Below are 12,604 nucleotides of genomic sequence, written 5' to 3' on the forward strand. Positions count from 1 at the left end.
TTTTTTTTATGTCCAATAACATTTTTACTTTTTAGAAGCTTTCATATTGATTACTTCTACCATCAAGGAGAAAGAGATCGCAAAATACAAATACCCTTTTGGCACCGGCGTTACGTGACTTCCAAAAACAAGTGCATTTGATAAATGAGCACTTTCTGTAATTAGCATAAAACCAATAAGAATTAAAAAGGATAAACCTAGAATTTGTATCGAAGGGTTTTTATTCACGAAACTACCCACGGGAACAGCAAACTGCATCATGATGAGAACTGAAATCACTACTGCTGTAATCATGATATATAAAGCCCCAGGAACGCCATTAGTCATCCCGACTGCGGTAAGAATACTATCAAAGGAGAAAACCAAGTCAATCATAATGATTTGCACGAGTACACTTTGAAATGATTTTGTTGCGACTTTACCTAATTCCTTTTCTTCATGGCCTTTATCATCTACTTTTTCCCTAATTTCACTGGTGCTTTTATAAATAAGGAATAAACCTCCCAGAAGTAATATGATACTTTGTCCTGTAATTCCAGCGGATAACCATCTTAAATCAATGGTGAACCAAGGTTCTTTCATTTGAATCAATAAATTGATACCGAATAAAAGGGCGATTCTCATGAACATAGCAAGAAACATTCCTATTTTAGTTGCTTTTTTGCGACTTTCCACCGGTAATTTACCCGTTGCAATTGAAATGAAAATAATATTATCTATTCCCAGAACTATTTCCAGGAAGGTCAATGTTAATAAGGCAATCCAAGCATCGGGATTTAAAAATACTTCCATTTGGTTTTATAATAAATTAGTAACTATTATAGGTTAAATTACGGATGTTTAGTCTGATAATTTCGTTACAGTCCCTTTTTGTTTTTGAGACACTCCTACCATTCCAAATTCAAAGGTATATGTATTTTCTGAAGTGGTTAAAATGCGCATATCTATCGATTTTTCCTCTGCCATATTTTTTGGGTGCAATTTTTTTAAAATATATTCGCAATCGTTGACCCAGCGTATGGAGGCCGTATCTGTCTTTCCATCGTAAGTTTCAATTTCTAAGCTATCATTACGTTCAAAAATAGTTGTTTTTGTTACACCGTCTACTTCGTAATCAAAACGAAATTTTCCGGTTTTAAAATCTTTGCAGTTGCGTTCTACATCATAGCAGGAAATAAAAAGTAGAAGTAGGGGAAGTAGAATAATTTTTTTTGTAGCCATTTAATCTGTTATTTTTAGTAATGAATAGAAAGTGATTTTAAAAAAGAAACATATCAGTTTGTGGAAAAGTCTTGTAATTTGCTCAACTCCATTTCTATGTTTTTCTTCCATTTTTTTTGTTCTAAAGTATCAATGCCATGACTTGTCTCTTTATCATATAAACTTTGTCTTTCCTTGTTTAAAGCAATACATTCTTTAAATAGTTTGTCTGACTCTTTCATTAAGTTAAAAATATTGAAATTCTTTTCGATTATTTTTTTTCTTAATTCTCTAGCATACACTTCACTTAAGTCAAAATGTAATTGTTCATGTTCTAAGAGTATGTCATTTTGCGTGTTCTTTAAATTTACCCAACTATGATTACAAAAGAATGTATTAGTGACTTTTAATTTTGCTTTACTGAATAAATTGGTGTTATTGGATTTAAGTTCTAATTCGCAACTTGTTTCTGCACCGTAACCTAGTGCGGAAATGGGTTGGGTTTCTTGTTTAAAGTCGTACCAAGTTAGTTTTCTTTCTTTTGACCATTCTATTTTTTTTTCATGGATTTTATAGTTTGGTACTTTGTAGAGCGTGGCTTCTATTCGATCGCAAGAGCTCCGTTGATCGGGTAATTTATGATTGTTAATTTTTAGGATGTTAGCTCCGTTTTCCCTGCATAATTTTTTAATGGTAGCAATCAGATCATCATAATTACAGTTTGTCGAAAAACCCTTGTCAGTAGATTTTACGGTACCAACTTTTATACCATCATTTTCAAAAAAACTGAGTTCATCGATTACTAAAACAATTTCATCTTCAGAAATAGGATTTTGTTTTGAAGTTATTGTTGGTGCAATTTTAGGTGAACAAGAATTTAAAACTAGGAGTGGTAGAATGATTAACAATAAAACGCTTTTTTTCATGCTTAGTGGATTTTAATATCATACTTATCTAAAAGTCCTGGTACTCCTTGCGTAGAGAATTTGGCCTTTTTCATAGGATTAAATTCTGGATTAATTTTATAATTAAACGCCGTTATGAAATTAACTTCTTTCAATTGGGTATCATTAAAAATGGCATTGTCTAAATTGCAATTCTCAAAAACCGAATTGGAAAGTGTACTTCCTATAAAACTGACTTCTTTCATCGAACAGGAATTGAAATTCGTCTTTGGCATTTTCTTATTGGCAAAAGTAGAGTAATCCAAAACGCAATCCTGAAAATCCACTGCAAACAAGAAATCAGTACAGCTGTTAAACTGAATTCCCAATAATTTGCAATTGCTAAAATGTACCGTTTTTAAGCTGGTTCCCATTAAACTAGTCATCGATAGATTGCAGTCGATAAACTCGCAATCCATAAAGGTATTGTTTGAGAAATCACTATTGGATAAATCGCAATTTTTAAAGACGCAGTCCTCAAATTCGCGATTACTGATTTTCTTGTCAATAAAAACGATTTTTTCAAATGTTTTCTGAATGTGAATCAAGTCTTCCATTAGTCGTTAAATAAAGCTTTCATAATTGTATTTAGTCCTAAAAACAGTAAGTACATTGCTCCCAGACAGGCAACGATACCAAAAGCCAAAACGAGATAGTGCCAAATATTTTGCTTGTTGATGAAGGCATTGTATATGATTGCTGGACCTATAAACAGCAATGGCAAAGCTCCACTTAAATATTTAATTCCTTTCGATAAAAGTTCTTTATTAGTTCCCATTTTTTTAAGTTTTAATTTTACAACATAGAGCACAAAGTTTTCGAATTGCACGCTAAGCTAAAATTTCAATATTTACTTCACATTATAAGACGCAACAGCTTTCCTGACGCTACCATATTCTTTTAATAATGCCGCTCCTTCTTCGTAACTAACCGGAATTTCTCCCATAATCATTTTTACTCCGCGATCAATGAGTTTGCTGTTGCTGAGTTGCATGTCCACCATTTTGTTTCCCTTCACTTTTCCGAGTTGGATCATGGTCGCTGTCGAAATCATGTTTAATACTAATTTCTGTGCTGTTCCGGCTTTCATGCGGGAGCTTCCGGTTACAAATTCTGGACCCACAACGACATCAATAGGGAATTGTGCTGTTTTAGAAAGCGGACTTTCTGCATTGCAGGAAATACTTCCTGTAATAATATTATTTTCATTACACGCTTCTAAACCACCAATAACATAGGGCGTTGTCCCTGATGCAGCGATACCTATTACGACATCATTCTCAGTTATATTTTGTTCTTGTAAATCGTTCCAAGCTTGAGTAGCGTTGTCTTCGGCATTTTCTACGGCTCTGCGAATCGCAATATCCCCGCCGGCAATGATTCCGTTTACCAAGTCGAAAGGCACACCAAAAGTTGGTGGGCATTCTGACGCATCCACAATCCCTAATCGTCCGGAAGTTCCAGCGCCAATGTAGAACAATCTTCCGCCCAATTTCATTTTAATCACAATTTGGGTCACTAAAGTTTCAATTTGGAGTAGTGCTTTTTCAACAGCATAAGGAACGGTTTTGTCCTCCTGATTGATATTAGCCAGCAGTTCTTTTATAGACATCTTTTCTAGATGTTCGTATTTTGAGGATTGCTCGGTAGTTTTAGTGAAATTCATTTTGGTATATTTTTCGACAAATGCGCTGAGGCACTAAGTTAATTATATGTTTGTAAATTTAAAAAAGAATACCAATTCAGCAACATATAGAATTCATAAAATAGTTCATTTTATCAACTTTTTGAAATTCTTTTCTATAAAAAATAAGCCAATGCAATTCCTAATACAATCATGGAAACTTTAGCAATGTTGAATTTATGGCCTTCACTACTTTCAAAAATGATAGTGGAGGAAATATGAAATAATATTCCGATTACAATAGCTGTGATTTCTGTATAATAATCATTCAGTATCGGTAAAAAATCAGATGCTAAGGTCCCTAACGGAGTCATTAAAGCGAAGGTGAGCATGAAACCAAAAATTGCTTTTTTGTCTAGATGCGAATTAATAAAAAAAGTGGTGAGGATAATCGCTATCGGTAAATGATGTATGGCAATACCAACCGCTAAATCTTGGTGATGGCTTACTGGAAAACCTTCTAAAAAAGCATGGATGCAAAGACTGATGAACAGCAACCATGGAATGTGGGACATGTTTACATGTCCATGCGTATGCCCATGTTCAGCACCTTTGGAGAAAAATTCCAATATAATCTGGAATAGAATTCCAAGCATTATGCAAATTCCTATATTTGGATTTTTACTTTCATAAACATCCGGTAACAAGTGCATCACAGTTAAAGATAATAGAAAAGCGCCACTAAAAGCCAACAGTAACTTTAGGTTGGTTTTGTTATTAGGTTTTAAAAACAAAGCGATCCCATATCCTAATAGTACCGAGAGTAAAGGTAAAAGGTAATTCATTCTTAGATGTTGAATTGTTTTATTGAACTGCTGAATCGCTCCTTTTTAGTGGCCGATTAAATAAATTAATGAATTGCCGAATGAACTATTTAAAGATCATAATTAATCGCTCGCTTTCATTACTGTAGAATTTTTTTAATTTATAGTCTCCAAAAATATCTAAAAGATAAATTCCAGCCTCCTCCATTAGTCCCTCAAAGTCTTGTAATGTTAATGCTTTTACTTTCTCAGTAAAATGAAACTTTTGTCCTTTATCTTCAAAGTCAATTTCTTTATAAATATGTCCGTCTTTTAAATAGCGTTTCAAATGAAAATCAATTCCTTCGACCGTTTTTGTTTCTTCTGGAACAAGAGTTGTTAGCACTTGGTTTACATTCAAGAAATCAATTACGGCAAAACCATATTCAGACAAGCTTTCTTTAATTGCTTTTAGAGTTATAAGATTATCCTCGTCTTTTTCGAAATAACCAAAACTGGTAAACAAATTAAAAATAGCATCGTACTTTTCTTCAAAAGGTATTCTCATGTCATGTACTTTAAAATGCAAAGTATCATTTGTGTCTTTGCTAGCTTCGGCGATACTGTTTTCAGATAGATCAGCACCTAAAACATCAAACCCCAATTGATTTAGATAGATAGAATGACGACCCTTGCCACAAGCTAGGTCTAGTACTTTGGCATTTTCTGGAAGGTTAAGGTAGTTTGTTATGTTATCTATAAAAAGCTGCGCTTCGGTATAGTTTCGCTCTTTGTATAGGATATGATAATAAGGTGTATCAAACCATGAACTGAACCAAGTTTCTGTTGGTTGTTCCTGATTTATATTCGTTGGATTTTGTTCTTCAGACATTTATTCTTTTTCAATTAATTCAAGTCCCGCAAATTTAGTGTATTTTTGCTGAAAAATAAAGAAACCGTGCATTTACAAAGATATTCCGTCGTAGAAGTCTTTAATTCTTATCGCGGCTTAAACGTAAAGCAGAAAAAGGTCTGTTTTAATTGATACACACAAATGGAAAATAATTTTAAGATGGTTGCCAAAACCTTTTTTGGTTTTGAGGAAATATTAGCAAAGGAATTACAAATGTTGGGCGCACAAGATGTGGAACAAGGAGTAAGAATGGTAAGTTTTAAAGGGGATAAAGGGTTTATGTACAAAGCGAATTTGTCATTGCGTACCGCTTTAAAAATTTTGAAACCTATTTATTTTTTTAAGGCAAACAATGAACAAGCTTTATATAAAGGAATCTCCGGTGTAAACTGGTCCAGATATATTAGCGCTAATCAAACTTTTGTTATTGACGCTACGGTGCATTCAGATAACTTCAATCACTCTGAATTTGTCTCACAAAAATGTAAGGATGCAATTGTAGATCAATTTAGAGAACGAACGGGACAACGTCCAAGTATCGACAAAGTACACCCAGATTTAAGAATCAACATCCATATTGACAAAGATCAAGTTTCTGTTGCATTAGACACTTCAGGAAACTCATTGCATCAACGAGGGTATAGGACAGCAACTAATATAGCTCCAATAAATGAAGTCTTGGCAGCAGGTGTTTTGCTTCTTTCGGGATGGGACGGACAAGGAGACTTCTTGGATCCAATGTGTGGTTCAGGCACTTTCTTGGCTGAGGCGGCTATGATTGCTTGTAATATTCCCGCAAACATCAACCGAAAAGAATTCGCATTCGAGAAATGGCATGATTGGGACAATGACTTATTCGACAGTATCACCGACAGTTTATTGAAAAGAGTTAGAGAATTTCATTACACCATAAAAGGTTTCGACAAAGCACCCTCTGCAGTTAGCAAAGCCAAAGACAATATTAAGAACGCTAATTTAGAAGAGTATATCTCTATTGAAGAGAAAAACTTCTTTGATACAGAAAAAACGACACAAGGGAAATTACACATGGTATTTAATCCTCCCTACGATGAGCGATTGGATATCCATATGGAAGAGTTCTATAAAAACATTGGTGATACTTTGAAGAAAAACTATCCTGGAACTAATGCTTGGTTCATTACAGGAAATCTAGACGCATTGAAGTTTGTGGGATTAAAGCCTTCAAGAAAAATTAAACTTTTCAATGCTAGTATTGAAGCCCGACTGGTTAAATACGAAATGTACGAAGGAAGTAAGAGAACAAAATTTCAAACACAGGAGCCAGATAATGCTGCGCCAGTTTCAGACAGCAATGATCAGTAATCAGTGATAGGTTTACAGTGAGCAGTTTTAGAACAATAAACAGTATATTGGATAGAACAAAAAATTAAGACAATAAAACTCCACAAAGTCTCCCTCTCCTTCGGAGGGGGCGGCGGGAGGACAAAATAAACATACAATGAGTAAATTACAAGTAAGAGCATTTTTATACCAATTGGGCTGCTTTGCCATACTTTTCATTTCCGCACGTTACCTCATAGAACGTTTTACTGGATTAACAGATTTTTGGATTCCTTTGACCGCTTTTGTTGTGGGGACTATTTTATCTCCAAAATTCAAAGCTGTCAAAACGGAAGATGGTGAGAAGTTGTATATGAAGTGGGTTTTTGCCAAGGAAGTAAAAGAAATAGGGTAATAGTTATCCAAAAAATCTAATAAAAAAAAGAACCGCAATTTCACTGATTATCGCAATCGTGCAGTTGCGGTTTACTATTTTTGTAAAATAGAGTAGCGCGCTATATTCTATCTCAAACAAAATGCCTTATTGACGTAAGAAAACTATATTTAGATGTGTTTTAAAAAACTAAAACAATAATCTTTATTCTTCCTTAGCTCCATTTTTAGATACTTCAACTGGCTCGACTTTCTTCTTATAAAGAGGAATGAAGTAGGAAACAGTATAATTAAAACCTACCCCAAAATCACCATCATAGGTTCTGTTAAAACCTGGAATATATAGGTTATCGAAATTCCCCGGCTTTTTATTAGAAACCAATCGGTTCAAGCGAAGACTGAATCCCACAAAAACATTGTCAAACACTTTTGCTTTTATTCCGGCAACCACTTCAATCCAACTGGCCGTTAACCCATTGAATTTTTCGCCAGAAGCAATGGCAGGCACTTCTCCAAAGTAAGGAGTGGCATTATAAATTTTATAACTGTTCAATTCCTGGTTAAAAGTACTAAAGCCATAGCGCAGCCCAATAGAGATGATATTCTCCATGTCCAGCCAGTTTTCGTAGGCGTTATAATCAAAACCTGCTTTTAGATACGATCCTTTTGTTGTAAAATTCAATCGGGAATCGTCGGTAGTTTTGTTTTCATTTCCAATTTCAGCAGCCAAAAAAATATTTTTTTGTTCAACCTGTAGTCACCTACGAATTCGATTCCTTTATAATCCTTGTCATATAACCCACGAGTCAATTTATACAAATCGATTCCTACACGTAATCCGTAACGGTTTGTTTTTATAGGAACGACTGTGTTTTTTTTCTCATCTGGCAACTCCACGGTCTTTACATTCCTGTTATTAGGAATTATAGCTTTAGTACTGGTACTATCAGCTGTATTTTTTAGGGTAGTAGTTTGCTTTGCCAGTTCGCCTTTTTGGCTCGTGTCTTGTGCTTCTACTAGGTACAAAGAAAAAATCAGGCAAATGCTAAAAATATATTTCAAGATGTGTTTCGTTTTCGTTAGCTATACTACTATTTTTAACCGCGAGATATTGAATCCATTTCTGATCTGCTGTGGCAGCATCAGTATGAACGTAAGGCGTTTGAGGATCTAAGGTGTAATTCGTTTTAAAACCGCAGGCTCGAGATACAAATAGATTTTCTCGTGCATAATTAAATTTCAGGATGTCCTCGTTTACCAATGCGGGATTAGAATTTCCGGAATTTAGGATAAGACTAAAGGTAGTTACATCTGCATCTGTTTTCAAGGGAATTGAAACGGTGCTTCCGTTGACTAAATCACTGCCCTTAAAAACAACACCATCTGTCATTCCTTCGCCAGTTATTTTTAAATTCGTCACGTTTTTTAAAACAGATGAATTCGTAACATCATAGAACGAAATCACTAAGCGGGGAGTGGTAAGGGTATTGGCATCACAGATATCATCTTTCTCACAACTGGACAAAGAGTAAACTATCACAAACAGTAACACTATTATTTTTTTCATATCTATTCTTAGTGATTATTAATTAGTAAGTAGTAATTAGCACAAAATTGAAACTAATTACTTTTTACTAATTACTAGGGACTAGCTATCTTCTCTCTAAAAGAACCACATTCTCTACGTGATGCGTTTGTGGAAACATATCCACAGGACGTACGCGAGTTACTTTATATTTCTCATCCATCAAGGCTAGATCGCGGGCTTGTGTAGCCGAGTTACAACTTACATAAACGATTTTTTCAGGAGCAATCTTCATGATTTGTTCAATCACGTCTTTGTGCATTCCGTCTCGTGGTGGATCAGTAATTATAACATCAGGTTGTCCGTGTTGTGCAATAAAAGAATCATTAAATACTACTTTCATATCTCCTACATAGAACTCACAATTATCAATATCGTTGCGTACTGCATTGGCTTTAGCATCCTTAATAGCATCAGGGACGCTTTCGACACCTATTACTTTTTTTGCCTTTTTAGAAACAAACTGAGCAATAGTACCTGTTCCAGTATATAAATCATACACGATTTCATTTCCGGTTAAACCAGCAAAATCTCTCGTTATTTTATATAATTCATACGCTTGATCTGAATTGGTCTGGTAAAAAGACTTCGCATTAATGCTAAATTTCAAACCTTCCATTTCTTCCAGGATGTAATCACGGCCTTTATATAACTTAACATCGGTATCGTACAGCGTATCGTTTGCTTTATTATTGACTACATATTGCAAAGAAGTGATCTGCGGGAACTTCTCATATAGATGATTTAAGATTAACTCTCTTTTTTCTTTATCATTTTCAAAAAATTGAATCAACACCATGATTTCTCCAGTAGAAGCCGTGCGTAACATTAAGGTACGCAGTAAACCTTCGTGCGCTCTAGGATTAAAGAATGTCAGGCCATTTGCATTAGCAAAATCCGCTACTTCGTTTCTGATTGCGTTTGATGGATCTTCCTGTAAATGACATTTGTTGATGTCCAATATTTTATCCCACATTTTTGGGATATGAAATCCTAATGCATTTCTATTTCCTAAATCTTCTGTGCTTGCTATTTCGGCTTCCGTCAACCAACGGCTGTTTGAAAACGAAAATTCCATTTTGTTTCTATAGAAAAACTGTTTTTCTGAACCTAAGATTGGTTCAAATTCAGGAAGTTCTACTTTTCCTATGCGTTGCAAGTGGTTCAACACTTCATTTTGTTTGTAATACAGTTGTTGGTTGTATTTCATATTTTGCCATTTACAACCGCCACAAACACCAAAGTGCTCGCAAATAGGTTCAGTACGGTGTTCTGAATATTCGTGAAAGTGAATCGCTTTTCCTTCGTAGTAGGCCTTACGCTTCTTAAAAGTCTGCACGTCAACCACATCGCCTGGAACCACATTCGGGATAAAAACTACTTTACCATCAGGAGCCTTCGCTACCGACACTCCTTTTGCACCTGCATCGATGACTTTTATCTGGTGAAAGACCACCTTATCTGTATTTTTCTTTGCCATGGCGCAAAAATAAGCGTTTGTACCTTACTATTTTCAAAAAGTGATGATTTTTATTTGAGCCTATTCCCGCTTTCCGCTACAAATCCCCAGTTCTTCAAGCAAGATTACTATCCCAGTAAAGGAGCTTCCGTCGGTCGCTCTTTACCGGCAAGTATTCTAAAGCGTGAAATCCTGCGGGTTTTCCGCTATAATCAGGGGCAAGGGAGTAGCTTTATTAGTAGGTTCTGATTTAAAAATGATTTTTGCGTTTCATCCATTCGTAATTCACAATCGTCACAAAGTAGAAAACCACATCGGCACAAATTTTCCCAACCATAATCCCTATTAATGCTTTACCGTTCAGGATAGGCAGCCAATACATACAAAACGAACGGATAAATAAAATATCTCATACTGCAGGATATCCAAATTCCAGCAACACGTTCTGATTAACATAAGCACTTGCCTGAAAGTGGTCTTTTGTTGTATTGCTTTGTTCTTTTTAGTGCATTTCCAGTAAGCCATGCCCATAATCACGCTGTAAAATGCAAAGTACTCGGCAGATGTTACTTGGTACGCTATTGTTAAACTACTAAAAATCCGACTCAATTGCGAAGCCAATAAAGCAGCGGTAGTAGCTGCCAACTCGGCATATTTATAGCGGTCAAACCATTCTTTTAAACTGTGTTTTAGAAAGTATATTTGCGTTTTCCTACTTAATTCAAAAACAAAACGATACAAAGTTTCGGTTCGGAAACAATAAAATTATTTCTTTATCAGAGTCATTAATCTTACTTCTGTATCCTAGGCGCGAGCGTTTCCACAAGGGACACTATTTCGACAAAGAGGCGATTTAAGCATCAATTTTTCCTGTTTTATAATTTATGATACTGATGACAAACGTACAATTTAAATCAAGGTCTGTTTATAAATTAAGATTGTGAATATAAAGGTGGGACGTCAGCTTTCTGACGAGGACTTTCAACTAAACTTCTGAAATCCCCTCCTGTAGGTTCTTGAAAAATTTCCAGTTGAAATTGAGACATAATAGTTAGTAAATGATCGAAAATATCAGATGTGATTACTTCATATTTTTCCCATTCCTTTTCATAAGTGAAACAATAGATTTCTAATGGCATTCCTTTAGAAGTGGGGTCTAATTGTCGCACCATATGCGTCATATTGCTATTAATCTTAGGATTTGAAAGAATGTAGTTTTCAGCATAAACTCTAAAAACACCAATATTAGTAAGACTTTTAATATTAACCGGATTAGATTCATTATCAATTAATGCAGAATTAGATTTTTTAATTTCTTTTTCTTTTTGAACGATGTAGTCTCGTATAAGCGCATATTTTTTAAACTGTTCCAGCATTTGATCATCACAAAAACAAAAACTACTGACCTTAAGATAAATGGCCCTTTTTATTCTACGCCCGCCTGAATTGCTCATCCCGCGCCAGTTTTTAAAGGAATCAGTAATGAATGCATAGGTAGGAATCGTGGTGATTGTCTTGTCCCAGTTCTGGACTTTAACCGTACTTAAATTGATGGACATTACATCACCATCGGCATCATATTTTGGCATGGCAATCCAATCGCCCACGCGCACCATGTCATATACAGACATTTGGATGCTAGCCACAAAACCTAAAATAGTGTCTTTGAAAATTAATAATAAAATAGCGGTCATGGCTCCCATGGCTCCCAGAAAGTAAAAAGGACTCTTTCCTAAAAGTAATGACAAAATGAGAATTCCGCCGATGAAATACACCATAATATTCAGGACTTGAATGTAGCTCGTGATGGGTTTGCCTTTAAACACAGGAGATTTAGACAGAATATCATCAAAAACCGCAAGCAAAGCAATAATCGTCCAGATGATGACTAATAGAATTATAATCATCGCCGATGTAACGATATAATTTGAGAGTATTGGATATTCTCGTAAAATGGAAGGCACTGCAAAAATCACAAGAAGTGCTGGAATTATATAAGAGAGCTTATCAAATATTTTTTTCTCGATTAAAATGTCGTCCCAAGTCATCTTACTTTTTAAAAATAGTTTGTGTATTGTATCAACAATTAATTTTTTAGTTAAAATCCAAGCGACAAAACAGATAACAATTAAACCAACAATGAATATTGGTATATTAATGTAATCGGCAACTTGAGAGTCTATATTAAAAAAGTCAGTTAACCATTTAGTGCTGAGTTGTATAGAGAGGTATTTTTCTTCGGGTAGAATCATTTTTTAAATTTGTTTGGTGCAAAGGTAACATTCACAATTGACAACAAGAATAGAACTTAAGTATTGGCTTTTTCTTAACAGAGGATTTTTCTGTGTTTTACCTTGTAGTTTTCATTACACTGTAAATGG

General features: G+C 34.9%; 13 protein-coding genes and 1 pseudogene. 2 read left to right on the forward strand and 12 right to left on the reverse strand.

Features of this window, described 5'->3' with window-relative positions:
- Window positions 1-24: 24 nt before the first annotated feature.
- The 8 genes from A3SG_RS0109110 to A3SG_RS0109150 form a co-directional block, all read right to left on the reverse strand.
- A complete protein-coding gene (locus tag A3SG_RS0109110) occupies window positions 25-792 on the reverse strand; it encodes a TerC family protein (RefSeq protein WP_016989718.1) in 768 nt (255 codons plus the stop codon).
- 48 nt (window positions 793-840) lie between these two features.
- Window positions 841-1,221 carry a hypothetical protein gene (locus tag A3SG_RS0109115; protein ID WP_016989719.1) on the reverse strand — a complete coding sequence of 127 codons (381 nt, stop codon included), beginning with the start codon at window positions 1,219-1,221 and terminating at the stop codon, window positions 841-843.
- A 53-nt stretch (window positions 1,222-1,274) separates the two neighbouring features.
- Window positions 1,275-2,126 carry a hypothetical protein gene (locus A3SG_RS20770; protein WP_016989720.1) on the reverse strand — a complete coding sequence of 284 codons (852 nt, stop codon included), beginning with the start codon at window positions 2,124-2,126 and terminating at the stop codon, window positions 1,275-1,277.
- A 2-nt stretch (window positions 2,127-2,128) separates the two neighbouring features.
- The gene (locus A3SG_RS0109130; RefSeq protein ID WP_016989721.1) at window positions 2,129-2,701 is read right to left on the reverse strand and encodes a pentapeptide repeat-containing protein; all 573 of its coding nucleotides are present in this window, start codon (window positions 2,699-2,701) and stop codon (window positions 2,129-2,131) included.
- Window positions 2,701-2,922, reverse strand: coding sequence for a DUF6095 family protein (locus A3SG_RS0109135; RefSeq protein ID WP_016989722.1), 222 nt, complete (start codon window positions 2,920-2,922; stop codon window positions 2,701-2,703). Before A3SG_RS0109135 ends, A3SG_RS0109130 begins: the two co-directional genes overlap by 1 nt.
- Before the next feature lie 72 nt (window positions 2,923-2,994).
- Window positions 2,995-3,810 carry an N-acetylmuramic acid 6-phosphate etherase gene (murQ, locus tag A3SG_RS0109140; protein ID WP_016989723.1) on the reverse strand — a complete coding sequence of 272 codons (816 nt, stop codon included), beginning with the start codon at window positions 3,808-3,810 and terminating at the stop codon, window positions 2,995-2,997.
- Between the two features lie 134 nt (window positions 3,811-3,944).
- Window positions 3,945-4,613, reverse strand: coding sequence for a ZIP family metal transporter (locus A3SG_RS0109145; protein ID WP_016989724.1), 669 nt, complete (start codon window positions 4,611-4,613; stop codon window positions 3,945-3,947).
- A gap of 85 nt (window positions 4,614-4,698) precedes the next feature.
- Window positions 4,699-5,463 carry a class I SAM-dependent methyltransferase gene (locus A3SG_RS0109150; RefSeq protein ID WP_016989725.1) on the reverse strand — a complete coding sequence of 255 codons (765 nt, stop codon included), beginning with the start codon at window positions 5,461-5,463 and terminating at the stop codon, window positions 4,699-4,701.
- A gap of 162 nt (window positions 5,464-5,625) precedes the next feature.
- Here A3SG_RS0109150 and A3SG_RS19505 point away from each other — a divergent pair, with 162 nt between their 5' ends.
- The gene (locus A3SG_RS19505) at window positions 5,626-6,828 is read left to right on the forward strand and encodes a class I SAM-dependent RNA methyltransferase (protein WP_016989726.1); all 1,203 of its coding nucleotides are present in this window, start codon (window positions 5,626-5,628) and stop codon (window positions 6,826-6,828) included.
- A gap of 136 nt (window positions 6,829-6,964) precedes the next feature.
- Window positions 6,965-7,201, forward strand: coding sequence for a hypothetical protein (locus tag A3SG_RS0109160; RefSeq protein ID WP_016989727.1), 237 nt, complete (start codon window positions 6,965-6,967; stop codon window positions 7,199-7,201).
- Window positions 7,202-7,384: 183 nt separating this feature from the next.
- Here A3SG_RS0109160 and A3SG_RS19510 read toward each other — a convergent pair.
- The 4 genes and pseudogenes from A3SG_RS19510 to A3SG_RS0109180 all read right to left on the reverse strand — a co-directional run bounded on the left by A3SG_RS19510 (window position 7,385) and on the right by A3SG_RS0109180 (window position 12,475).
- Window positions 7,385-8,241, reverse strand: a pseudogene (locus tag A3SG_RS19510) (DUF6048 family protein).
- On the reverse strand, window positions 8,225-8,746 hold the full coding sequence (locus A3SG_RS0109170) for a DUF6452 family protein (RefSeq protein ID WP_029596706.1): 522 nt from the start codon (window positions 8,744-8,746) through the stop codon (window positions 8,225-8,227). The pseudogene A3SG_RS19510 and the gene A3SG_RS0109170 overlap by 17 nt, the downstream one beginning before the upstream one ends.
- Before the next feature lie 85 nt (window positions 8,747-8,831).
- Window positions 8,832-10,244: a 23S rRNA (uracil(1939)-C(5))-methyltransferase RlmD gene (rlmD, locus tag A3SG_RS0109175; protein WP_016989729.1), complete on the reverse strand. Its 1,413-nt coding sequence runs from the start codon at window positions 10,242-10,244 to the stop codon at window positions 8,832-8,834.
- Window positions 10,245-11,155: 911 nt separating this feature from the next.
- Complete coding sequence (locus A3SG_RS0109180) at window positions 11,156-12,475, reverse strand: mechanosensitive ion channel family protein (protein ID WP_016989730.1); 1,320 nt, start codon at window positions 12,473-12,475, stop codon at window positions 11,156-11,158.
- Between the last annotated feature and the right edge of the window lie 129 nt (window positions 12,476-12,604).

Origin of the sequence: Flavobacterium sp. ACAM 123 (assembly GCF_000264055.1) — a bacterium.
GTDB lineage: Bacteria > Bacteroidota > Bacteroidia > Flavobacteriales > Flavobacteriaceae > Flavobacterium.